We start from the raw sequence: 22,645 nt of genomic DNA on the forward strand, positions 1-22,645 counted from the left end.
GGGAAAGCCGCGCGCAAAGGAATGGCGGATAATAGCATTATTGCGTGACAGGGCAAGAGGGAAACTGTGCAAGGAAACGCACGTCGACCCTGCGGCGCAATGCCACAGTCTGGACAAAGGCCGGAACCGCTCAGGCTGCCCCCGGCAATTCCCGCCATATGTCGACGATTCGTCTCTATCCGATGGTCAGGCGCAGGTACAGGTCGCCCTTCCAGGGGCCGAGCCTGCGGCCAAGCCCCTTGAGCCTTATGGACTGGCCCAGCGTGTAGTCGCGGGGCAGGGTGAATTCCACGGTCTTTTGTTCGCCGGAGAGCCCTTGGGAAACGCCGACCCGAAGCTTCGCGCCCGGCAGGATGCTGGTGGGAGGGACCTGCACGGTCTGCTCGTCGTCGAGCTGCTTGAGCAGCATCCCCTTGATGCCGCCGAGCACGCCCTCGGAGAGGTCCATGGACCACTTGGACTTGCCCACGCGCACGTCCAGGGTGCGGCTGGTGGAGCTCCTTGGTTCGCCCTGGGGCTGGCCCGGCGACTGGCCCTGGTGGCCGGGCTTGTGCAGCTCGTTGTAGATGTCCTCGAAGACCTGGCGTGCGAAGGCGTCTTTCAGCAGGTCCTGCAGCACGTCCTCGCGCCGGAAGTAGTAGTTGGTCTTCTGGGTGTCCTGGGTGGAGGCCTTGGTGTAGGCGGTCTTGGCCTTCTTGCGCGTGGTGGCGTCGGGCTCGGGCTTCGGCTTTTCCGGGCGGCGTGCGGCCTTGGGCGGGCCTTCGGCCATCACCTGCTTGAGCAGCAGGTAGGCCTCGTTCAGATGCTGGAACTTTCGCTTGGCCAGGTTGTCGCCGGGGTGCAGGTCCGGGTGGTAGCGGAAGGCCAACAGGCGGTAGCTCTTTTTGAGCTCCTCCGGCCCTGCGTCGGGAGACAGGCCCAGGATGCGATGGGCCTCGGTGACGTTCACGGCTTGCCTATCCCGTCCAGGCGCAGGGCGCAGGGCGCGTCAGGGTCGCCGGTGACGCCCACGTCCTGTTTCCTGAGAGCTTCCAGGCCCTGACGGACAAATTCCTGGTGCGACAGGTTGGGGTTGATGCCTGCGCAGTACTCCAGGGACATCTCCCAGCTGGAGTCGTCCAGCAGGTTGCCCCGGAAATAGGGCCAGGCCCGGCAGATGTCGGGCCGGGCGGGGTGGATGGCGCAGCCGTCCTGGAAGAAGAGGCAGAAGCCGTCTTCGCGCACGCCCAGGTGCACCTTCTCGCCCTTGCTGGTGGTGTGCTGGGCCACGAGCTCTGCCACGGCGATGCCCAGATGTACGGCCAGGCGTTCCTGGTCCTTGACCGTGAGCACGATGCCGCCTTCGCCCTGACAACAATGGCCGCAACGGCGGCACTCGAAAGCGCTGGGTTCCTGGCTCATGTCAGTCGGCATGGAAGAGGCGGCGGTGCTCGACCATCAGGCAGAGGTCCTCGAACACCTTGATGGGCGACCCGACGAGGATGGAGCGGGCCTCGAAGCTGAAGATGCCCGACTGCATCCAGAATATCCTGGGTGGAACGGAGAGCTTCAGGGTTTCGCGGGCGTGCTCGGGGCAGTTGTCCGCAGCCCGGAAAAGATCCACGATGTCCACGGGATGCGGGATATCTGCGAGGTTCGCGTAGGTGGTGAGCCCCCACACGTCCTTGCGCACGGGGTGCACCGGATAGACCGTGAAGCCGCTTTCGATCAGATAGCGCCCCACCCGGTCCACGGGGCTGCCGGGCTTGTCCTTGGCCCCGACGATGGCCACGGAAGAGCACCCGGCAAGAGCCTGGCGCATGTCGGCGTCGCCTACGAGCATGTCTGCCGCCTTTACGTCAATTATACGGTGTGCATGAAACGTGGGCCGATATGGCCCGCTCCGGCCCTTCTAACCGCAAAGCGAGGGCGTCCTCAAGGGGAATGTCCGCTCAGGCGCGCACCGGCCAGAACCAACGCGATTCCGAGCCATTGCCACCCGGCCACGGTCTCGCCCAGGAGCAGCCAGCCAAGCGCCAGGGTGAAGGCCGGGATGAGGTTCACCGCCCCGGCCACCCGCGCGGCGGTGAGCTTGGAGAGGCAGTAGTTGTAAAGCGAATAGGCTCCCACGCTCACCCCGAGCCCGAGATAGGCGATGGCGGCCAGGGCCTCCCAGCCAAGCGATCCCGGCCAGGGCGAGATGAGCAGGGCGGGCGTGAAGAACACCGCCCCGGTGACCACCTGGAAGGCCGTGAGAAAGAGCGGCGAGAAGTGGCGCACCAGATGCTTGACCATGAGCGTGTACACCGTGGCGCAGGCCATGGCCGCGAACTCCAGGAGGTTGCCGAGCACGGGGTCTGGCGAGTATGGGTCTTCGGGCGCGAAGGCGCTCAGGACCGCCGCGCCCGAGACGCCCAGGCACAACCCGAGCCAGCCCAGGCGCGAGGTGCGCTCCCCCTGGAAGAGTCCGGCGGCGCAGACCACCATCACCGGCAAGAGCGACGTGATAACGCCAGCCTGGGATGCTTGGGTGAGCGTGAGCGCCTTGGCCTCGAACACGAAGTAGAGGCAGGGCTCGCACAGGGCCATCACCAGGAGTTTGGGCAGATGACGGCGCAGGTCGCCGATGGGCGGGATGCGCCTGAAGAACAGGCTGAAGGCGGCAGTGGCCAAGAGCATCCGCCCGAGCACGATCAGCCAGGGATCGAGAACCTGGACGGCGGCCTTCATGGCCACGAAGGAGCCGCCGTACAGCAGCATCGCCGTCACCAGGGCGGCGTATGCGTAAACGTTTACCGGAGTACCCGACATGTTTGAAGCCATTGAAGTGATGCCCGCCGAGGAGGTTTCCCGGCGTCATGCTGTGTGCCGCCAGCTCATGGACTCGCAGCTTCCCGAGGCCGGGGGGCTGCTGGTGTTTTCCCGGCTGGCCATCTACTATTTAACCGGAACCTTTGGCAACGGCGTCTTCTGGCTGCCGCGCGAAGGCCAGCCGGTGCTCATGGTGCGCAAGGGCATGGAGCGCGCCCGGATGGAATCGCCCCTTCCGACCATCGTGCCCTTCCGCTCCTACTCGGACATCCCCGGCCTGTGCGACGGGGCCGGTTCGCCGCTTTCCCAGGTCGTCGGCGCTGAGATGAACGGCCTGTCCTGGAACCTGGCCAACCTCATCACCTCGCGCCTGAGCGACGTCCGATTCGTGTCGGGCGACATGGTCCTCACGCGCGCCCAGGCCTTGAAAACCGAATGGGAGCTCTCCAAGATCCGCCTGTGCGGCCAGCGCCACGCCAAGGCCATGGCCGAGTTGCTGCCAGCGCGTCTGCGCGTGGGCATGAACGAGCGCCAGGTGTCCCACGCGGTCTGGGAGGTCTTCTTCGAGCTTGGCCATCCGGGTATGATCCGCATGGGCGCCCACGGCGAGGAGATCTTCCTGGGGCACATCGCGGCGGGCGATTCCGGCAACTACCCCAGCGTGTTCAACGGCCCCCTGGGGCTTCGCGGCGAGCACCCGGCCATCCCCTTCATGGGCTATGCCGGGCAGGTGTGGCGCAAGGGCCAGCCCTTGAGCGTGGACTGCGGCTTCGCCCTGGAGGGCTACGTCACGGACAAGACGCAAATCTACTGGGCCGGCCCCAAGGATTCCATCCCGGACGAGGTGGCTTCGGCCCACGCTTTCTGCATGGACGTGCAGGCCTACGTGGCCGAGCATTTGAAGCCGGGGAGCATCCCCGCCGAGATCTACGCCCATTGCCTGGAGTGGGCCAAGCGCGAAGGCTTCGCCGAGGGGTTCATGGGCCTTGGGGGCAACAAGGTGCCCTTCCTGGGGCACGGCATCGGCCTGGTGGTGGACGCCTGGCCCGTGCTGGCCAAGGGCTTCGATGAGCCTTTCCAGGAGGGCATGGTCATGGCCGTGGAGCCCAAGATGGGCGTCGCGGGGGTGGGCATGGTCGGCGTGGAGAACACCTTCGAGGTCACACCGTCGGGGGGCGTGTGCCTGACGGGCGAGAGCTACGACATGATCTGCGTGGAGTAGCCCTGGCAAAACCACGACCGCGCTCCCGGGCGTAACCGGGCAGGGAGCGCGGCCCTCTTGTCATTCGTGGCCGGAGAACGGATTTCAGTCCTGGCCTTCGATGGCGTCCATGAGGCTTATGGTCAGGCGCAGGAAGTCGGCCTCGGTGATGATGCCCACGAGCTTTTTCCCGTCCACCACTGGCAGGCAGCCGTATTTGTGCTCCAGGAGCATGTGGGCTGCGTCGCGCAGGAGCGTCTCGGGGCTCACCACGGCCACGTCGGTGCGCATGATCTCGTGCAGCGGAGTGCCCGCATCCAGTTCGTCCTGGGTGGACGGATCGATGTCGGACAGCTTGGACACGGCCAGGGCCAGCATGTCCCGGTGGGTTATCAGGCCGATGAAGGATTCGTTGGCATCCACGATGGGCACGTGGCGTACCCTGGCCATCTCCATGATCTGCTTGGCGGTGTACAGGGAGTCGGACTCCAGGAGCGTGAAGACCTTGGTGGTCATGAGATCGCCGACGGTGAGCATGGCCGTTCTCCTTTTTGGATTCCTATTCATTCCAACCCTGAAACGCTTTCCTGTCAAGAGCCAGGGGCATTTCCGGCATGAGCCCGGTGTCCGGGCGGAAGATTTCGACAAGGCGTTGACTTGCGTGGGGAAATCTGATTTTTCTTGTCAGTTGGCCGATCAGGCCCGGAAAGCAAGATGGAAATCGATCCCAGACGCAGCAGAGAGCGCATGGTGCGCGAACAGATCATGGCCAGGGGCCTGTCCTCTCCGGCCGTGCTCGCGGCCATGCGCAAGGTCCCGCGCCATCAGTTCGTGGAGCAGGCCCTGAAACCCCAGGCCTACGAGGACCATCCCCTGCCCATCGGGCAGGGCCAGACCATCTCGCAGCCGTACGTGGTGGCCTGGATGACCGAGCTTCTGGACGTGAAGCCCGGCATGAAGGTCCTTGAGATAGGAACCGGTTCAGGCTACCAGACGGCGGTTCTGGCCGAGATGGGCGCGACCGTCTTCAGCGTGGAGCGCGTGCCTGAGCTCCACCAGCTGGCCAGGACCCGCCTTTCGTCCATGGGCTACGGCAACGTGCAGCTGAAACTCGACGACGGAACCCTCGGCTGGCCCGAGAAGTCGCCCTTCGACCGAATCCTGGTCACGGCGGGCGGTCCCAAGGTTCCCGAGCCCTACATCGACCAGTTGGCCGACCCGGGGCAGATGGTCATCCCGGTGGGCGTGGAACGTCGCAGCCAGATGCTTATGGTCATACGCAAACAGGAAGGGAAGATCGGGCGCAAAACGGTGGGGCAGGTCATGTTCGTTGACCTTGTGGGCCGTCACGCCTGGTAGTCCGTCCGGAGGAAATACTTATGAAGATCAAGATGAAGGGAAAAGAGAGCCCGTCCACCTGCAAGACGTGCGCGAAGTCCAGCTCGTGCAGCTCCAAGCCCGCCTCGGGCGAATGCAAGGACGCGAAATCCGCCGAGAAGGACGCCAAGACGCAGCAGCAGGACGCCCGCATCTCCTCCACCCTGTCCAGGATCAAGTACAAGCTCTTCGTCATGAGCGGCAAGGGCGGCGTGGGCAAGAGCTCCATCACCGTGAACCTGGCTGCGGCCCTGGCCCGCAAGGGCCACAAGGTGGGCATCCTGGACGTGGACCTGCACGGGCCGAGCGTGCCGCGCATGCTGGGCCTTTCGGGCAACCTGGAAGGCAACGCCCAGGGCGAGGTGTCCCCCAAGGCCTGCGGCGAGAACCTGTACGTGGTCTCCATGGAGTCGCTCCTGAAGGACCCGGATCAGGCCGTCCTGTGGCGCGGCCCCATGAAGACTTCCGCCATCCGGCAGTTCATCGGCGAAATCCAGTGGGGCGAGCTCGACTACCTGGTGATCGACTCCCCTCCGGGAACCGGAGACGAGCACATGACCGTGCTGCGCACCATCCCCGACGCCCTGTGCGTGGTGGTCACCACCCCGCAGGAGGTGTCCCTGGCGGACGTGCGAAAGGCCATCAACTTCCTGCAGTACGCCCAGGCCAACATCCTGGGCATCGTGGAGAACATGAGCGGGCTCATCTGCCCGCACTGCTCCAAGGAGATCGCCCTGTTCAAGAAGGGCGGCGGCGAGGAGCTGGCCAAAAAGTACGGCATCGAGTTCCTGGGCGCCGTGCCCCTGGACCCCATCACCGTGGTGGCCGGGGACGTAGGCAAGCCCGTGGTGCTCATGGACGAGCCGTCCCCGGTGAAGGACGCGCTCATGGCCCTGGCCGACACCATCGACAATGCCGCCCAGTCCAGCCTGGAGGCCCACGCCACCACGCGGCGCTAGGACGAAACAGTTCGTTCATGTTCTTGCCCCAACCGGTGCTGCATTGATTTGGGGATGTGATGTCAGGGAGAGATCCCGATGGCCTAGAACGGCAACAAGAAGACGGCGGACGCCGCCCGCGCCATAATAAGGACGCATATGATGAACCTCCCCAACATACTGAGCCTGGCCCGCATCGGGATCGTTCCCGTGCTGGTGCTCATGCTGTATTTCCCTGGGCAGGCCATGTGCGTCGCGGCCTTGCTGGTTTTCGTGCTGGCGTCCGTGACGGATATCGTGGACGGCCTGCTGGCGCGGCGCATGGGGTTGGTCACCAACCTGGGCAAGTTCCTGGACCCGCTTGCGGACAAGCTGCTCATCGGGTCGGTGCTTATCATGCTGGTGCATCTTGGCTGGGTGGAGGCCTGGGTGGCCGTGCTCATCATCGGCCGGGAAATGGCCGTGACGGGGCTTCGGGCCGTGGCCTCGGATTCCGGTATCGTCATCGCCGCCGATCGCTTCGGGAAGCTCAAGACCATTATCCAGAGCGCCGCCCTGTGTCCGCTCATCCTGCACTACCCCGTGTGGGGCATCGATCCGGGGCCGTTCGGGGATATGCTGTTGTATGTGGCGCTGGGCCTGACCATCGGCTCTGGGGCCAATTACATGTATACGTTCTTCAAGAACTGGTCGCCCGAGAAGGCGTGACGCCGCGCAGGCCGGGCCATCCGCCGGACAGCCGGGCAGGGTGGGGCGGGCGTCTGGATCGAGCCTGGGGTGCCGGTTTTTTCATCCTGGCGGATACGGCGTCGGGATTGCCTTCCCGGCTGAAGTGGCTTAAGGTTTTCTGGTCCCATCGGCGGGTTGTTCGCCGCCAAAGATGGAACAGGACAGGGTCGTTATGAAAAACGTCAAATCTTCTGTTTTTGCCGCGCGCATCACGAACTGCCTCCAGACCATTCTGGAGCTGGAGCCGCTGCTTCGCACCATTGATTCCGGACATCTGCTGCTGTCGGAATTCAAGGTACTTCGGGCCTTTATGGACGATATGGACAGCGTCTCGCTTGACGAGGATGATGTGTCGCGTATAGAGACGGCTACTGAACGTTTCCTGCAGGAACTGAAGACGCCCGTAACGCTCACGCGTCAGGGCGCAACACGCAACATTACGTTCCAATAGGCCCATACATGCGGCGATTGCTCCTGGCGCTCATCCTGACATGCAATGCCGTCTTGCTGTATAATCTCCTCTGGAGCGACAAGGGCGTATTCGCCTACCTGGATCTGAAAAGCCATCAAAAGCAGTTGAAGCTCAGGCTGGAAAACCTGGGCGGGCGTTCCCTGGATCTGAGCCAGGAAATCCGCTGGCTCAAGTCCGACAGGGCCTTCACGGAGAAGATGACCCGTGCCCACGGCAACTATCTGCGCGACAATGAAATCATTTATCTCTTTCCCGGACACACCCCCGAAGGAAGCGTAGGCGATGACATCAAAAATTGAATTCTACCGCGAAGTCCTCTCCGACGATCCGAACTCACGGGTATTTTTCCCCCTGGCCAAAATGCTGGCCGAGCAGGGTGACGCCGAAGGCGCGGTTTCCGTCCTGAGGCGCTCCATCGGTTTTCACTCCGGCCACCTGGAAGCCCGCTTCCTGCTGGTCGAGATGCTTTCGCGCCTGGGGCGCGAGGGTGAAGCGGCCGAAGCCTTCGAGGGCCTGACCTCGCTTCTCTCCAACTACCCCTCGGTCTGGAGCCTGTGGGCTTCCAAGGCCACCGGACTCTCACGCGATTCCTCCCTGGCGCTGCGTTTCCTGGCGCTCTCCCTCCAGGGGCAGGACGTGTCCTGGCTGGGGCTCATGGAGCAGGGCCTCGCCGCTGTTTCCGGCCAGGTCAAGCCCGCCGAGCCTGTCGAAGATGCTCCGGTCGGTCCAGACGGCGAATCCCCTGAAGGCTTCAGCCTGCGCGGCGCCGACGAAGTCCTGGCCCTCACCCAGCAGATCGAGGCCGAAGAGCGCCGCGCGCCTGCTGACCAGCTGCCGCCCGAGTGCGTGTCCGAAGCTTCGGCCACGGTGAAGACCAGAACCATGGCCGACCTGCTCGCCCGCCACGGCGACTACTCCTCGGCGCTGGACATCTACGCCGAATTGCTGCGTCTGGCCGTCACTGATACCGACAAGGCGGCGCTCTCCTCCCGCATCGACGAGATCAAGTCCCTCATGGCCGCCGGAACCTCTCCTGCCAAGCCCGAGTCGGCCCAGCAACCAAAATCCAAGGCCAAACTGGTCAGCATGCTGGAAACCCTGGCCACACGCCTGGACGCGCGGGCAACAGCCTGAGCCGTTTGAATTCACCTACACTAGAGGGTAGACAGCCACGGCACGCCCGCAGCTGCCTCGTCACTCACCTGCCAACAAGGATCGGCGTCATGCTTAAGCGTGTTATCCTGGCCATACTGGCCTGCAGTGTTCTTGCGGCTTCGGGCTGCGACACAGTCAAGCCTTATGTGAAGAGCACCAAGAAGCTCTACAAAGAATACGTCAACGTTGACCCCTCCATTGATCTGACCGATCCGGGCATCTCGGATCCTTCGATCAACAAGCTGGCCGCGCTGTTCGCACCCGTGGACGAGCGGGTGGAGTTCCTCCTGCGCGCCCTTTCCGCACAGGACCTCCCCCCCAGCCGCGAGTGGTGCCAGTCCTTCATGGACTCCTTCCCCTGGCTTTCCGGTGTGGCTGTGGTGACCGAGTCCGGGGCCGTCTCCTTCAAGCTCCCCATGTTCACCATCAAGCAGGTGGACTACGCGCCGCTTCTGGAACTCGAGAATCTGTACAAGGCCCGCAAGATGGGCGCGTACGTCGCCGCGTCGGAACTGGGCGCGGAGATCATGGTTGCCAAGCCCCTGTTCGTGGACAACGAATACAAGGGCTTGCTCGTGGCCTCCTTCGATCCGGGCAGCCTGGCCAAGTTTTCGCCTGAACCGGGGAGCCTGCTGATGTTCATCCCTGGCGCGACCCTCTGGAGCGGCGACGACTCCGGCGCGGCCCAGGCCCTGGCCCAGATGAACTGGAAGAACCTGCTCAAGAGCGACGTCGCGGGCGAGCAGGCAGTGGGCGGCACGCGCTACCTGTGGCAGTCGCGCTATCTGGCCCAGGTGCGCCTCATCTATGCTGTTTCCGCCGTCACCGCTCCTGCCAAGGCTGCCAAGCCCGAACCGAAACCGGCTCCCGCCGCAGCCCCAGCCCCCTAACCGCCATGCAAGGAGCCGGAAGCATGAAACAGGTCACGGTCACCGAACACCTTCTGCTTCACCAGAAAGAATCGCCCATGGCCACCGGGCGCTTCACCAGCATGTTCAACGAGCTCATCCTGGCGGCCAAGATCATCTCCCGCGAGGTGAACAAGGCGGGCCTGGTGGACGTCCTGGGCCTCACCGGCGAGGTGAACGTGCAGGGCGAAGCCGTGCGCAAGCTCGACGACTACGCCAACGCCGTGCTCATCCACCGCATGCAGCGCGCGGGTGTCCTGTGCGCCATAGGGTCCGAGGAGAACGCCGACCTCATCGAGATTCCCGACCATCTGCCCAAGGGCGACTACATCCTGATCTTCGACCCGCTCGACGGCTCCTCCAATATCGACGCCAACGTGAACGTGGGCACCATCTTCTCCGTCCTGCGCCGCAAGGAGAAGAGCGAGTGCGCGGCGCGACTGTGCGAGGTGTTGCAGAAGGGCTACGAACAGGTGGCGGCGGGCTATTTCCTCTACGGCTCCTCCACCATGATGGTCTACACCACAGGCCGGGGCGTCAACGGCTTCACCCTGGACCCCTCCGTGGGCGAATTCCTGCTGTCGCACCCCGACATCAAGACCCCTGAGCGCGGCAAGATCTACTCGGTCAACGAGGGGTACTGGTCCTTCTGGGACGAGGCCACCCGCGAGGCGGTCAGCTATTTCAAAGGATCGGACAACGAGCGCGGCAAGCCGTACTCAGCCCGCTACATCGGCTCCCTGGTGGCCGACTTCCACCGCAACCTGCTTTACGGCGGCATCTTTCTCTATCCCGCCGACATGCAGGACCCCAAGAAGCCCAAAGGCAAGCTGCGCCTGATGTGCGAGGCCAGCCCCCTGGCCTTCGTGATCGAGCAGGCCGGCGGAGCCGCCTCCGACGGAGAGCGCCCCATCCTGGACATCGAGCCCACGGAGCTTCACGAGCGCGTTCCGCTGTTCATCGGCAGCAAGCGGGACGTGGAGAAAGTGGTGGAGATCTACCGCAAGCACAAAAAATGATCTGCCTGGGCGTTGAAACCTCCTGCGACGAGACCGCGCTGGCCCTCGTTCAGGACGGCAGGCTCGTTTGCGAGAAGATGGCCAGCCAGGAACGGTTGCACGCCGTTTTCGGCGGAGTGGTTCCGGAGCTGGCCTCCCGCGAGCACCTGCGCAAGGGCGTGCTGCTGTACCGCGCACTCCTGAAAGAGTCCGGAATCGCCCCTGCCGACATCGGCTGCGTGGCCGTGGCGCGCGGCCCGGGCCTCCTGGGCAGCCTGCTGGTGGGCATGAACCTTGCCAAGGGGCTCTCGCTCGGCCTGAACGCCCGGCTCGTGGGCGTGAACCATCTGCACGCCCATCTTATGGCCGCCTCGCTGGAGCGAGAGATACCCTTTCCCGCGCTGGGGCTGCTCATTTCCGGCGGCCACACCCACCTCTATCTGATCCGTTCGCACATCGAATTCGAACTCCTGGGACGCACCTTGGACGACGCCGCAGGGGAAGCCCTGGACAAGGCCGCCAAGATGGTGAACCTGCCGTATCCTGGCGGGAAATTCGTGGACCAGCTGGGCCGCCTCGGCGTGGCGGACGAGTCCCTGTTTCCCCGCCCCCTTACCGGAGTGCCCGGGCTTGATTTCAGCTTCAGCGGTCTGAAAACCTCCGTGGCCCGGTACGTGTCGCAGCATCCCGGCCTGCGCCTGGAGTCGCTCCCCGGCGAGGACGTGTCGCAGCTTGCGGCCATGCCCGGCCTTGCCGATTTCTGCGCCTCCATCAACTGGACCGTGGCGGATACGCTTCGCATCAAGACCCAGCGGGCACTGACCGCCCACGGCCGGGTCCGTTCGCTCATCGTGGCGGGCGGGGTGGCCGCGAACTCCGTTATCCGCCGGGTTATGCTCGAATTGTGCGGGAAATTCGGCGTGGAGCCTGTGTTCCCGTCCATGACCCTCTGCACGGACAACGCCGCCATGATCGCAAACCTTGGCTGGATGCTCTTCCGGGACGGCTATTGCCATGGACAGGATCTTGAGGCTATCCCGCGAGGACGTGTGGTTCCTTTCGATTATCACGCATGATGACATTAGGTGTGACCCCATATGGAATCATCGCTGAGTTGCCATTTGCACGATGACGACGGGGTCATCAGCCTGGGTGGCCTGACCCAGCAGATGATCAGGATCGGGCTCGCCCTGACCAGCACCCGCGAGCTGGATGAACTCCTGGAACTCGTGCTGCTGGAGGCCAGGAAGCTGACCGGAGCGGATGCCGGCTCGGTGTATCTGGTTGATGGCGACAGCCTGCGCTTTGAGACAAGCCAGAACCAGTCCCTTTTTGATCGACTGGGCGAGGAAAACGTCCGGGCCATGTTCAAGAGGTCCACGTTGCCGCTGGACAGCCGGTCCATCGCCGGCCATGTCGCCCTTAGTCGGAAAATTTTAAACATCTATGATGTTTACGATATTCCTTCTGCCGCTCCCTACAAATTCAATCCCGACTGGGACTTCGCCAATGCCTACCGCACCCAGTCCATGCTGGCGATCCCCATGCTGGACCAGTCCGGCGTCGTTGTCGGCGTGGTTCAACTTATAAACGCCCAGGCCAGAGGGGAGACCGTTCCCTTCGACTACCGCTTCACGCATGTGGTCAGCGCCTTCGCCTCCCAGGCTGCCGTGGCCATCGTCAACGCCAGGCTCACGCAGGATCTGCACGCTGCCTGGCTGGACAGCCTTTTCCGGCTTGGCCTCGCCGCCGAGTATCGCGACAAGGAGACATCCAATCATATCAAACGGGTGTGTGAGTATTCCGTGCTGATTGCCAGGCACGCGGGTGTCAGTGGTGAAGAGCTCGAACACCTGAGATGGGCCGCAGCCATGCACGACTGCGGAAAACTCGGCATTTCCGACGCCATTTTGCACAAGCCCGAGGCCCTCACCCCCGAAGAGCGCTCCACGATGGAGTACCACACGCTTGTGGGCGCGCAGATCCTCCAGGGGGGCGGCAATCCCCTGATGAAAGCGTCCCAGTCCGTGGCCCTGTCGCATCACGAGAAATGGGATGGCTCGGGGTACCCCCGCAAACTATCAGGAGAGGACATCCCGCTTTTCGGACGCATCGTCGCCCTGGCGGACGCTTTCGACGCCATGTGCTCCAGGCGCGTGTACAAGCCGGCTCATCCCATGGATGAGGTCGTCAAAAGAATAGAAACCGACCGGGGAAAGCATTTTGACCCCACTCTGGTGGATATTCTTCTGCAGCACCTGGACGAGGTCGATCGCATCCGGCTGGCCTATCTGGACAACGACGCCGATTTCGAAAAATTCAGAAATTATTCACTTCTCAAAATCAACTCGGTTCTGTAAGAACGAACAGGTCGGAGCGCCCTTGTCCCGGCTTGTTTGAGTGCGTGCGAAGCTTGGCCTTCGCTGCCGTTGTCACGACACTGCATAAGGAGAATACGAATGGCCATTCAAGTCACCGACGCTACTTTCGAGGAAGAGATTCTCAAGTGCCAGCTCCCCGTTCTGGTCGATTTCTGGGCTCCCTGGTGCGGACCCTGCCGCGCCATGGGACCGGTGATCGACGAGTTGGCCAACGAGTATACCGGCCAGGTCAAAGTGGCCAAGATGAACGTGGACGAGAACCCCTCCACGCCCAGCAAGTACGGCATCCGCGCCATCCCCACCCTGATCCTGTTCAAGGGCGGCGAAGTGGTCGAGCAGATCACCGGCGCTGTCTCCAAGTCCTCCATCAAGGAAATGATCAGCCAGAAGGCTCTGTAATCCATGAAGAGTTACGACGCCGTGGTCGTGGGGGGAGGGCCGTCCGGCTTGACGGCCGCCCTCTATCTGGCCAGATCCGGGTTGAGCGTGGCCCTCATCGAGAAGGTGGCTGCGGGCGGTCAGGTGCTCATGACGCATTTCATCGAGAACTATCCCGGCTTTCCCGAAGGGATCGAGGGATGGAAGCTTGCCGACATATTCTCCAAGCATCTCGATGCCTATCCCGCCATCGACAGGATAAGCGGCGACGTCAAAGCCATCGAGCCCAAGGAAGGAGCGCACCGCGTCCTGGTCGATGCCGAATGGATCGAGGCCAGGGCTGTGATCATCGCTTCCGGCGCCCGCTACAAACGTGTGGGCATCCCCGGCGAGAAGGAACTGCTTGGCAAGGGCGTGTCCTACTGCGCCCTGTGCGACGGCAACTTTTTCAGGGGACAGGACGTTGTGGTCATCGGCGGCGGTAACTCCGCCATGGAGGAATCGCTCTATCTTGCAAGACTGGTCAAAAAACTCTACCTGATTCACCGGCGCGAGGACTTCCGCGCACAGCGCTGTTATCAGGATCGGTGCGGGATCAATCCTGTCATCCAGATCATGCGCAGCTCCGTTGTCGAAGCCATCGAGGGAGAGAACCAGGTCGAAGGCGTGACAGTCCGTAACCTGAAAACCGGAGAGGTCACGCGCCTTGATGTGGAAGGCGTTTTCGTCTTCGTGGGCTACGAACCCCAGGGCGGCTTCTTCCCGCCGGATATCGAACTGGACGCGTCTGGGTTCATCGTAACGGACCAGAACTTCCGCACAGCGATTCCGGGCGTGTACGCAGCCGGAGACGTCCGTTCCAAGCATGTGCGCCAGGTGGCCACTGCGGTTGGCGACGGAGCAGGGGCGGCCAGCACCGTCATAAGCTATCTGGAGACTTTGGACAGCCATTAACCTCACGGCCTCCTGGACCCTGGGGCCCGGGCCACCATTAACACAGGCTCAACGCACACACATGACCAGAAAAAATTTCCTGCGCGCCCTGTCTTCGGCGCTCCTTCTCTTTGGCCTTTCAGGCTGTGGGTTCATCGATACGTACTTCCTGCCCCCGTCTGAAGACACCGCCCAGGAGCTCTGGGAGGCCGGTCGCGACGCCATGAAGGAAAAGCGTTACAGCGATGCCGAGGAATATTTCCTCAAGCTCAAGGACCGCTACCCCTTCAGCCCCTACACTCCTGACGGACTGATCGGCCTTGGCGACGCCTACTTCATGGACGAGAAGTACTTGCAGGCCACTGATGCCTACAAGGAATTCGAAGCCCTGCACCCGCGCCATGAGCAGATTCCCTACGTGCTCTACCAGATCGGCGTGTCCACCTTCCGCAGGCTGGAATCCATCGACCTGCCCCAGGACGGCCTGCAGGAGTCCATCCAGTACTTCACTCTCCTGAAGGACGCCTACCCCACCTCCCAGTGGGGACAGGACGCGCCCAACTGGATCGTGAAGTGCCGTACCAGGATGGCCACACATGAAATATTCATCGCCGATTTCTACTGGAACTCGGGCCGTTACGGGGCCGCCTGGCGCCGCTACATGTACGTGGCCGAGAACTTCAAGGATCTCGAAGAGATATTCAAGTACGCCAAAGACCGGGCACAGCTGTCTTACCTGGAATACCAGAAGACGCTCTCGGAAGCCGAACGCCGCGAGGTGGAAGGCAGTTGGCGCAAGTATCTGAAGTGGCTCTAAAACGAGGCGGCCTCCGGGCCGCCTTTTGCTTCGCATGCCAAAAGGTGCCGACATGAGCACGCCCACACGCGATGCCCTTTTCGAAGCGTTCGACTCCTGGCGCGTGAGCGACTCCAGGTTTGCCAAAGCCTACGCCGCGACCGGCGACGGCAACCGCGCCTTGCTGAAGACCTGCATTGCCGCCCTGTTTCAGGCCAGTCAGCAGGGCGCTTTGCCTGCGAGTTCTTCCACGAGCGTGTTTCACGACGGCGGCGAGCGAACGGAGAGCCGGGCAAACCGCCCATGGTTCGCACTGGTTCTGGATCCCGCCGTGGCCGCCCCTGCCCAGGTGCTGGCCGCGCTTCTGCCCGCAGTCTGCCGACGCATCCCCCTGGTGGCCGTGATCAGGCCGCGCTCCCGGACAGTCTGGCCCGCGCCGGTGCTCACGGCCCTGGAGTTGTGCGGAGTGGAACAGGTGCTTGAACCGTCCGGGCGCGACCTCGTCCAATGCCTGGCTGCATTTCGTTCCACACTTGGCCCCGGCGGCCTGGCCTGCCTGGGGTCCGAAGCGTTCTGGAGCGGCGTGCGCGGCGCGGCCGAGAAATCAGGCGCTGCTCATTGGCTCAAATCTCCCGAGGTTGTGGGACTTCTCGCCGGAGAAGGCCTTGCCTGGAACCGCGAGGCTCTTTCGGTGTCCCACGCGGGTGTTGAGATTCGTGAATACGGCACGCCGCAGGCCCTGGACGCGGCAAGGCACGACGCCGTCTTTGCTCCTGCCGGCCTCGCTCCGGTCACGGCGTCTTTGGTGCTCGAGCCTGGGCGCGAAGTCCTGTGGGATTGGCCGGACATGCCCGGCGAGCTTTTCTTTGCGCGCCGTCTCGTCTATAGCTAGCGGCCACATGTCTTCACAACACCCCCCCGTCGCCGCAGAGGGCGCACGTTCGCCACGCGCCCAGAAAGGCCTGCATTCCCTGCGCAACATCGGCATCATCGCCCACATCGACGCAGGCAAAACAACGCTGTCCGAGCGCATCCTGTACTACGCGGGCAAGATCCACCGCATGGGCGAGGTCCACGAGGGCACGGCCACCATGGATTACCTGCCCGAAGAGCAGGAGCGCGGCATCACCATCACCTCGGCCTGCACCACCTGTTACTGGGCCGGACGCCAGATCAATATCATCGACACTCCCGGCCACGTGGACTTCACCATCGAGGTGGAGCGCTCCCTTCGCGTCCTGGACGGGGCGGTGGGCGTGTTCTGCGGCGTGTCCGGAGTGGAGCCGCAGTCCGAGACGGTGTGGCGCCAATCCGAGCACTACCGCGTCCCCAAGCTGGCTTTCGTCAACAAGATGGACCGCCCCGGCGCGGACTTCGAGGCGGTGCTGGGGTCCATGCGCCAGCGCCTGGGCGCAAATCCCCTGGCTATTCAGGTCCCCGTGGGCTCCGGTTCTGATTTTTCCGGCGTCATTGACCTGGTACGAATGGAAATGCTGACTTTCCCCGGAGACGAGGTGCTGCGCGCCCCGCTTACGGACGAGCAGCGCGCCCTGGCCGAGCCCTGGCGCGACAAGATGCTGGAGACACTGGCCGAATTCGACGACGCCCTGATGGACGCCTATCTTTCCGGCGAGGAAATCGCCGTCTCGACGGTGGTGCCCATCATCCGCAGGGCCTGCATAGGGCGCGGCGTCGTGCCTGTGCTTGTCGGATCGGCCCTTCGCAACATGGGCGTGCAGCCGGTGATGGACGCGGTGTGCGAGTATCTGCCGAGCCCTGCCGACATAGGCCCGGTCCACGGCCTGGACCCGGCCACGCACAAGCCCGTGGAGCTTGCGCCCGACCCGACGGCTCCGCTGTCCGCCTTGGTGTTCAAGGTCATCATGGAGGCCGGACGCAGGCTGGCCCTTGTGCGGGTCTATTCAGGAACCCTGGCCGAGGGGGCCGACGCCCTGAACGTCACTCAGGGCAAGGCGGAGCGCATCGGCCGCATCTTCCATCTGCACGCCGACCAGAAGGAACCGCTTTCAAAGGCCGGACCTGGCGAGATCGTGGCGCTTACCGGCATGAAGCTGCCGCGCACCGGCGACACCCTGGCGGACAAGGCCCATCCCATCCTTCTGGAGAGCATATCGCAGTACAAGCCGGTTCTCTCCATGGCCCTGGAACCGCGCAACACCGAGGAGCTCGACAAGCTGGTTGAGGCGCTGAACCGTCTGCTCCTGGAAGATCCGACCCTGACCAGCGCGCGCGACGAAGACTCCGGCCAGCTGATCCTTTCCGGCATGGGCGAATTACACCTTGAGGTCGTGCTGGAGCGCATCCGGCGTGAACACGGCCTCTCGCCACGGGCGGGCAAGCCCCAGGTGGTCTGCCAGGAAACCATCACCCGCGAGGCGCGCGGCGAGGCCGAGTTCCATCGCGAACTCGGCGGGCAGATGCACTACGGCAAGGTCCTCCTGAGCGTGGCCCCGCGTCCCCGTGACCAGGGCAACGAGGTACACGTGCCTCTGGACATGACCGCCTGGCCCAAGCCCTGGTTGGACGCCCTGGCGGAAGGACTGGAGGACGGCTTGCTTTCCGGCGCGTTGCAGGGCTTCCCCGTGCAGGACGTGTCGGTGCGCGTCGAGGAACTTGGCCGCCTTGAAGGTCAATCCTCTGCAGTAGGTTACCGCATGGCCGCGTCCCAGGCCCTGAAGAACGCTCTGCGCGAGGCGCGTCCCGCCCTGCTTGAGCCCATCATGTACCTGGAGATCGGCGTACCCGACGACTTTGTGGGCGACGTGATCGGCCTTTTGGGCAGCAAGGGCGCAAAAATCGAGAATCTTTTCGACCGGGCCGGGCAGAAGGTCGTCCAGGCCCTCACGCCGCTTCGCAGGCTGTTCGGTTTCTCCACGGAGCTTCGTTCGGCCACGCAGGGCAGGGCGGGCGTGGTGATGAAGTTCGCTCGCTTCGACCTCATGGACTAGCCGATGCGTATTCTCGGCGGACGATTCAAGGGGCGGGACCTCCCCACGCTCACGGGCGACGGCTGCCGCCCGGCCATGGCCAAGGTGCGCGAGGCGCTCTTCAACATGCTGGCGGCCAGGGGGCTCCAGGTGGAGGGCGCGCGCGTGCTCGACGTGTTCGCGGGCACAGGCAGCCTCGGCTTTGAATGCCTGAGCCGGGGCGCGCGTTTCGCGCATTTCGTGGAGTTCAACAAGACCCTCGCCCGGCGCATCGCCGACAACGCCCGCATGCTGGGGCTTGCCCCCCGCGAATATTCGGCTGTCACGTCGGATGCGCTGAAGCTTCTTTCCCGTCCTCCCGTGCAGCCCTTCGATCTGATTTTCGTGGATCCGCCTTATGGGCGCGATCTGCTGGCCCCCGTGCTGGACCTCATCTCGGCCAAACATTGGCTGGCCCCCGACGGGCTGCTGGTGGCCGAGGTGGAGAAGGCGCTCACCCCGCAAACCTGGCCCGCCTCCCTGGAACTGGAGACGGACCGACTCTACGGACAGACCAGGATACTCATATGGACCCCCGCAAACCCTGCATCGCCGTCTACCCCGGAACCTTCGACCCCCTAACCATGGGACATCGCAGCCTTGTGCGCCGGGCGCTCAAGGTGTTCGACCGGGTCATCGTGGCCGTGGCGGAGCAGACCCCCAAGCAGCCCCTGTTTTCCCTGGACGAACGCGTCGGAATGATCCGCGAGGTCTTCGCCAACGAATCGCGCGTGAGCGCCGAACCCTTCGGCGGCCTGCTGGTGGATTACGTGCGCTCCACGGGCGCGTGCGTCATCCTGCGCGGCATGCGCGCCGTGTCGGACTTCGACTACGAATTCCAGATGGCGCTCATGAATCGCCGCCTGGACAAGGATATCGAAAGCGTCTTCCTGATGACCGACTTCAAGTGGCTCTACATAAGCTCCACCATCATCAAGGAGCTGGCCCGAGCTGGCGGCAACTACGAGGGGCTGGTGCCCGAACCGGTGATGCGCCGACTGGTGGAGCGCTTCGGTCCGCCCAACGGCAAGCGCAGATGAACCAGCGACCGCTCCACATGTTGTCCCTATGAGCGGAATCACGGCACTGTGCCTGCTAGGCCCCACCGGCACGGGCAAGACCGAGGCCGCGCTGGCGCTGGCGGACGCCTTCAACGGCTCCGTGGTGAACTTCGATTCCCGCCAAGTGTATCAGGGAGTGGGAGTGACCACCGCCCAGCCCTCGCCGCAGGAGCAGGCCCGCTGCCCGCATCATCTCTATGGATTCCTGCCGTGCGGCGAGGCCATCTCTGCCGGGATTTACGCGGAACTGGCCGCGCCGGTGATCCGCGAGGTGGCCGCCCAGGGGCGCATGCCCATCCTGGTGGGCGGTACCGGGCTCTATCTGCGCGCTTTGCTGGAGGGGATCGCCCCCATCCCGGACATCCCCCAGCCCATCCGGGAGAAGATCCTGGACGAGGTGGACCGCCTGGGGCCGCAACTCCTGCACGAGCGCGTGCGCCGGATCGATCCGGCCTACGCGGACAAAATCCATCCCAATGACCGCCAGCGCGTGGCGCGCGCCCTGGAGGTCCACGAGGCCACCGGGAGGACCTTTACCGACTGGCACGGGGCCACGACCAAACTAGTGGACATCCGCTGCCTGAAGCTGGGCATCCGCATGGGCAAGCCGGACCTGGACGCAAGGCTTGCCCGGCGCATCACCCTGATGCTTGAACAGGGGGCGCTGGAGGAAGTCCGCGCCGCCCTGGACGCCTGTCACCAGCGCGGGCTGGACGAGCGCGCGCCCGGCCTTTCCGGCATCGGGTGCGCCGAATTGGCCGCGCACCTTCTCGGGAGGATCAGCCTGAAGGAAGCCCTTGCGCTGTGGCTTGCCAACACCAAAGCCTACGCGAAGCGGCAGATGACATGGTTCAAGATGGACCCGGAGGTGCGCTGGTTCGGGCCGGGCCAGCCCGGGGCCATGGCGGATTCTGCGCACGGCTGGCTGGAAGCCCAGGCATCGTCGCCCGGGAAGGGCTGACGGGGGGCCCGGATGGACGTTTCGCCGTCTCAGTTGCTTGAGCAGTACGGGTATCTGGCGGTGTTCGCCGGGAGCCTCCTGGAGGGCGAGACCATCCTGTTGCTGGCCGGATTCGCGGTCCACCAGGGATACTTGGCGTTGGGGCTGGTGGTTGCCTGCGGCGTCTGCGGCGGCACGTTGGGCGACATGATGTTCTTTCTGATCGGGCGGCGCTACGGCAACGCACTTCTCACGCGTTTTCCGCGTTTCACGCCGCGCATCGAGCGCTTCAACGCGCTCCTGCGCCGTTATCACGGACCTGCCATCATCCTGGTCCGTTTTCTTTACGGGCTGCGCATCGCCGGACCAATGGCCATCGGCGCGGGCGGCATCGCCTTCTGGCGTTTCCTGTTCTTCAACGTGATCGGGGCCATGCTGTGGGCTGTGCTGCTCACCGGCGTCGGCTATCTGTTCGGTCATACCCTGGACCTGATGATGAGCGATCTGAAGCGCTATGAAGAGGCTGCCCTGGCCGTCTTGGCGATTTGCGCCGTCTGCCTGGGGCTTTGGCGCTGGCGTCGCAACCGCCGTCCGGACTGAATCAGGTAATCCTTTGCTGAAAAGGCTTGCGCTTGCGCACGGAAGGATTACTCGAAGAGCATGAGCATGCTCGGAAGAAGGGCGCTTGAGGTCTTCAACGCGGCGGTGGACCGGGGGATAGAGGGGCTGCCCCCTTTGAGTTCCTCCTGGGAACTGGCGGTGAGCTACCTGGAGAACAGGAGCTTTCCGAGCCCGGACCAGCGCGTGGACACACTCATCCGGCGCGAAGCCCGAAAGAACGCCTTATGCACCGCCGTCACCAACCTGGGCGGCATCATGACCCTGCCCCTGGCCATCCCGGCCAACGCCTACACATCCTTTGCCTATCAGGCCCGGTTGGCCGCCGCCGTCGCCCTGGTCTACGGTCACGACATTCGCAGCCACAAGGTCCGGGTGCTTGTGGGGCTTTCCATGGCCGGACGTCGGGCCGTGGATTTGTTGAAGACCCTGGGCGTGCGTTTTACGACCATGCTGCTGGAACGCAGCGCGGCGCAATTGTCCGAAAAGGTGCTGGCCGACATCGGGACGGGCGTCGGCGTGCGCATGATGGCGCAAGGCGGCGAGCAGGCGGCGGGGATACTGCTGAAGGCTGTTCCCCTGGCCAGCGCCGTGGTGTGCGGGGCAATAGACTGGAACTATTGCCGCGCAGTGGGGCGGGTGTCGCAGGATATTTTTCGCAGGCAGTAGCCATGCAGAGGAAATGAAAAAGGCCCGGCGTTAACCGGGCCTTTGAAGGAAACCAGGCACCCAAAAGCAACCGTTACCGTTGCTCCCTCTCGGGCCTGGCGGGGTTGGCGGCGCCTTCGCCGCCTGGCTTCCTTGAAATGTGGCGGAGAGGGAGGGATTCGAACCCTCGGTAACGGTTTTGCCGCTACACACGATTTCCAATCGTGCACCTTCGGCCAGCTCGGTCACCTCTCCGCGAGACGAAGGGAATTATCCCAACCCCCCTGCCTTGGCAAGTAAAAAGTGCTTCATGCTCAAAAAATAGTTTTAAATCCCCATGATGCTGAAACCGCTGTCCACGTGGATGACCTCGCCGGTCACTCCGCTGGACAGGTTGGACGCCAGGTAAACCGCTGTTCCGGCCACGTCTTCCAGGGTGATGTTGCGCTTGAGCGGCGCGCGCTCCTCCACGATAGGCAGGAAACCCTTGAATCCGGCGATGCCCGAAGCAGCCAGCGTCCTGACAGGCCCTGCGCTGATGGAGTTCACCCGCACGCCCTTGGGCCCGAGGTCCGCCGCAAGGTAACGGACGCTTGCTTCCAGCGCGGCCTTGGCCACGCCCATCACGTTGTAGGAGGTGATGACGCGCTCGGCTCCCAGATAGGACATGGTCATCACCGAGGCCTCGGGCGTCAGGAGCGGCTCGAAGCCCTTGCACAGCGCCACAAGCGAGAAGGCGGACACGTCCAGGGCCAGGGCGAATCCGGCGCGCGAGGTGTCCACGTAGCGGCCCTTGAGGTCCTCCTGCTGGGCGTAGGCCACGGAGTGCACCAGGATGTCCACCTGACCCCATTTCTCGCGCACGGTTTCGTAGGCGGCCTGGATGTCTTCATCCTTGGTAACGTCGCAGGGGAAAGTGAAGTCCCCGCCCAGTTCCTCGCTGAGGGGCTCCACGCGCTTGCGGATGGCCTCGCCGGGATAGCCGAAGGCCAGGGACGCGCCTTGCTCCTTGAAGGCCTTGGCCACGCCGTAGGCGATGGAGCGGTCGTTGGCGACGCCGAATATCAGGGCTTTCTTGTCCTTGAGAATCATGAGTGTCTCCTTGAATGAAAAATTCCGGCGTGCACTGCTCAAGCAGTCGCCTGGAACGGGATGGTCTGATGGTTTAGAGTGCGCCTAAAAGGCAAATGTGACTTGAATATGACATGAGCGGGATTATGCAAGGTTTTTTCGTGCTTGTTCGCAAAGTCCCAAAGTCGTCGGACATTGCAGGGTGGAAGCAAAAAAAAGCCCCCCGGCATGTGCCAGGGGGCGTCGGATACTCAATTCAGGCGA

General features: G+C 63.6%; 27 protein-coding genes, 1 tRNA gene and 1 other RNA gene. 21 read left to right on the plus strand and 8 right to left on the minus strand.

All coding sequences use genetic code 11. The features are described 5' to 3' along the window. Window positions 1–175: 175 nt before the first annotated feature. The 4 genes from G453_RS0103390 to G453_RS27750 all read right to left on the minus strand — a co-directional run bounded on the left by G453_RS0103390 (window position 176) and on the right by G453_RS27750 (window position 2,802). A complete protein-coding gene (locus tag G453_RS0103390) occupies window positions 176–949 on the minus strand; it encodes a J domain-containing protein (protein WP_027189907.1) in 774 nt (257 codons plus the stop codon). Further along, entirely contained in the window at window positions 946–1,401 is a 456-nt protein-coding gene (locus tag G453_RS0103395) for a YkgJ family cysteine cluster protein (RefSeq protein WP_027189908.1), read from the minus strand. Before G453_RS0103395 ends, G453_RS0103390 begins: the two co-directional genes overlap by 4 nt. 1 nt (window position 1,402) lies before the next feature. After that, window positions 1,403–1,822, minus strand: coding sequence for a CoA-binding protein (locus tag G453_RS0103400; RefSeq protein WP_043644299.1), 420 nt, complete (start codon window positions 1,820–1,822; stop codon window positions 1,403–1,405). A gap of 92 nt (window positions 1,823–1,914) precedes the next feature. Beyond that, the gene (locus G453_RS27750) at window positions 1,915–2,802 is read right to left on the minus strand and encodes a DMT family transporter (protein ID WP_156920789.1); all 888 of its coding nucleotides are present in this window, start codon (window positions 2,800–2,802) and stop codon (window positions 1,915–1,917) included. Here G453_RS27750 and G453_RS0103410 point away from each other — a divergent pair. Further along, window positions 2,789–4,012: a M24 family metallopeptidase gene (locus tag G453_RS0103410; protein WP_027189910.1), complete on the plus strand. Its 1,224-nt coding sequence runs from the start codon at window positions 2,789–2,791 to the stop codon at window positions 4,010–4,012. The two genes, G453_RS27750 and G453_RS0103410, sit on opposite strands and share 14 nt — an antisense overlap. A gap of 84 nt (window positions 4,013–4,096) precedes the next feature. Here the strand turns inward: G453_RS0103410 and G453_RS0103415 are convergent, their stop codons facing one another. Continuing rightward, window positions 4,097–4,528, minus strand: coding sequence for a CBS domain-containing protein (locus tag G453_RS0103415; protein ID WP_027189911.1), 432 nt, complete (start codon window positions 4,526–4,528; stop codon window positions 4,097–4,099). A gap of 177 nt (window positions 4,529–4,705) precedes the next feature. On the opposite strand from G453_RS0103415, the gene G453_RS0103420 reads away from it, so the two are divergent. The 20 genes from G453_RS0103420 to G453_RS0103515 all read left to right on the plus strand — a co-directional run bounded on the left by G453_RS0103420 (window position 4,706) and on the right by G453_RS0103515 (window position 21,331). After that, a complete protein-coding gene (locus G453_RS0103420) occupies window positions 4,706–5,350 on the plus strand; it encodes a protein-L-isoaspartate(D-aspartate) O-methyltransferase (RefSeq protein ID WP_027189912.1) in 645 nt (214 codons plus the stop codon). Window positions 5,351–5,370: 20 nt separating this feature from the next. Next, window positions 5,371–6,327 (plus strand): Mrp/NBP35 family ATP-binding protein, encoded by a 957-nt coding sequence (locus G453_RS0103425; protein ID WP_235731686.1) that lies wholly within the window; start codon window positions 5,371–5,373, stop codon window positions 6,325–6,327. Window positions 6,328–6,465: 138 nt separating this feature from the next. Next, window positions 6,466–7,014 (plus strand): CDP-diacylglycerol--glycerol-3-phosphate 3-phosphatidyltransferase, encoded by a 549-nt coding sequence (gene pgsA, locus G453_RS0103430; RefSeq protein ID WP_027189914.1) that lies wholly within the window; start codon window positions 6,466–6,468, stop codon window positions 7,012–7,014. A 193-nt stretch (window positions 7,015–7,207) separates the two neighbouring features. Beyond that, window positions 7,208–7,486 (plus strand): hypothetical protein, encoded by a 279-nt coding sequence (locus G453_RS22155; RefSeq protein WP_043644305.1) that lies wholly within the window; start codon window positions 7,208–7,210, stop codon window positions 7,484–7,486. A gap of 53 nt (window positions 7,487–7,539) precedes the next feature. Next, window positions 7,540–7,806: an FtsB family cell division protein gene (locus tag G453_RS22160; RefSeq protein WP_235731687.1), complete on the plus strand. Its 267-nt coding sequence runs from the start codon at window positions 7,540–7,542 to the stop codon at window positions 7,804–7,806. Next, the gene (locus G453_RS0103445; RefSeq protein ID WP_027189915.1) at window positions 7,790–8,641 is read left to right on the plus strand and encodes a tetratricopeptide repeat protein; all 852 of its coding nucleotides are present in this window, start codon (window positions 7,790–7,792) and stop codon (window positions 8,639–8,641) included. The genes G453_RS22160 and G453_RS0103445 overlap by 17 nt, the downstream gene beginning before the upstream one ends. Window positions 8,642–8,730: 89 nt before the next feature. After that, window positions 8,731–9,552 carry a hypothetical protein gene (locus tag G453_RS22165; RefSeq protein ID WP_084502075.1) on the plus strand — a complete coding sequence of 274 codons (822 nt, stop codon included), beginning with the start codon at window positions 8,731–8,733 and terminating at the stop codon, window positions 9,550–9,552. Window positions 9,553–9,575: 23 nt separating this feature from the next. Continuing rightward, window positions 9,576–10,589 carry a class 1 fructose-bisphosphatase gene (gene fbp / locus G453_RS0103455; RefSeq protein WP_027189916.1) on the plus strand — a complete coding sequence of 338 codons (1,014 nt, stop codon included), beginning with the start codon at window positions 9,576–9,578 and terminating at the stop codon, window positions 10,587–10,589. Further along, window positions 10,586–11,644 (plus strand): tRNA (adenosine(37)-N6)-threonylcarbamoyltransferase complex transferase subunit TsaD, encoded by a 1,059-nt coding sequence (tsaD, locus tag G453_RS0103460; protein ID WP_027189917.1) that lies wholly within the window; start codon window positions 10,586–10,588, stop codon window positions 11,642–11,644. Before fbp ends, tsaD begins: the two co-directional genes overlap by 4 nt. Before the next feature lie 45 nt (window positions 11,645–11,689). Then, entirely contained in the window at window positions 11,690–12,928 is a 1,239-nt protein-coding gene (locus tag G453_RS22170) for an HD domain-containing phosphohydrolase (RefSeq protein WP_051271595.1), read from the plus strand. 93 nt (window positions 12,929–13,021) lie between these two features. Then, on the plus strand, window positions 13,022–13,348 hold the full coding sequence (gene trxA / locus G453_RS0103470) for a thioredoxin (RefSeq protein ID WP_268870756.1): 327 nt from the start codon (window positions 13,022–13,024) through the stop codon (window positions 13,346–13,348). Window positions 13,349–13,351: 3 nt separating this feature from the next. Next, a complete protein-coding gene (trxB, locus tag G453_RS0103475) occupies window positions 13,352–14,281 on the plus strand; it encodes a thioredoxin-disulfide reductase (RefSeq protein ID WP_027189919.1) in 930 nt (309 codons plus the stop codon). Between the two features lie 61 nt (window positions 14,282–14,342). Then, the gene (locus G453_RS0103480; RefSeq protein ID WP_043644314.1) at window positions 14,343–15,077 is read left to right on the plus strand and encodes an outer membrane protein assembly factor BamD; all 735 of its coding nucleotides are present in this window, start codon (window positions 14,343–14,345) and stop codon (window positions 15,075–15,077) included. Between the two features lie 52 nt (window positions 15,078–15,129). Beyond that, on the plus strand, window positions 15,130–15,948 hold the full coding sequence (locus tag G453_RS0103485) for a hypothetical protein (RefSeq protein ID WP_027189921.1): 819 nt from the start codon (window positions 15,130–15,132) through the stop codon (window positions 15,946–15,948). Window positions 15,949–15,955: 7 nt separating this feature from the next. Then, entirely contained in the window at window positions 15,956–18,025 is a 2,070-nt protein-coding gene (gene fusA, locus G453_RS0103490; RefSeq protein ID WP_027189922.1) for an elongation factor G, read from the plus strand. Between the two features lie 3 nt (window positions 18,026–18,028). Next, window positions 18,029–18,625: a 16S rRNA (guanine(966)-N(2))-methyltransferase RsmD gene (gene rsmD, locus G453_RS0103495; RefSeq protein WP_027189923.1), complete on the plus strand. Its 597-nt coding sequence runs from the start codon at window positions 18,029–18,031 to the stop codon at window positions 18,623–18,625. Next, entirely contained in the window at window positions 18,571–19,083 is a 513-nt protein-coding gene (coaD, locus tag G453_RS0103500; protein WP_027189924.1) for a pantetheine-phosphate adenylyltransferase, read from the plus strand. The genes rsmD and coaD overlap by 55 nt, the downstream gene beginning before the upstream one ends. 28 nt (window positions 19,084–19,111) lie before the next feature. Then, the gene (gene miaA, locus G453_RS0103505; RefSeq protein WP_027189925.1) at window positions 19,112–20,065 is read left to right on the plus strand and encodes a tRNA (adenosine(37)-N6)-dimethylallyltransferase MiaA; all 954 of its coding nucleotides are present in this window, start codon (window positions 19,112–19,114) and stop codon (window positions 20,063–20,065) included. 12 nt (window positions 20,066–20,077) lie between these two features. Then, window positions 20,078–20,644: a DedA family protein gene (locus G453_RS0103510; protein WP_027189926.1), complete on the plus strand. Its 567-nt coding sequence runs from the start codon at window positions 20,078–20,080 to the stop codon at window positions 20,642–20,644. 66 nt (window positions 20,645–20,710) lie between these two features. Further along, window positions 20,711–21,331, plus strand: a complete 621-nt coding sequence (locus tag G453_RS0103515; protein WP_156920790.1) for a hypothetical protein — start codon at window positions 20,711–20,713, stop codon at window positions 21,329–21,331. Between the two features lie 40 nt (window positions 21,332–21,371). On the opposite strand, the gene ffs is transcribed toward G453_RS0103515, so the two are convergent. The 3 genes from ffs to G453_RS0103525 form a co-directional block, all read right to left on the minus strand. Further along, window positions 21,372–21,467, minus strand: an RNA gene (ffs, locus tag G453_RS26990) — signal recognition particle sRNA small type. 4 nt (window positions 21,468–21,471) lie between these two features. Continuing rightward, window positions 21,472–21,565 (minus strand) — tRNA-Ser (locus G453_RS0103520). 72 nt (window positions 21,566–21,637) lie between these two features. Further along, the gene (locus G453_RS0103525; protein WP_027189928.1) at window positions 21,638–22,402 is read right to left on the minus strand and encodes an enoyl-ACP reductase FabI; all 765 of its coding nucleotides are present in this window, start codon (window positions 22,400–22,402) and stop codon (window positions 21,638–21,640) included. Between the last annotated feature and the right edge of the window lie 243 nt (window positions 22,403–22,645).

The organism is Fundidesulfovibrio putealis DSM 16056, assembly GCF_000429325.1.
Classification (GTDB): Bacteria; Desulfobacterota; Desulfovibrionia; order Desulfovibrionales; family Desulfovibrionaceae; genus Fundidesulfovibrio; species Fundidesulfovibrio putealis.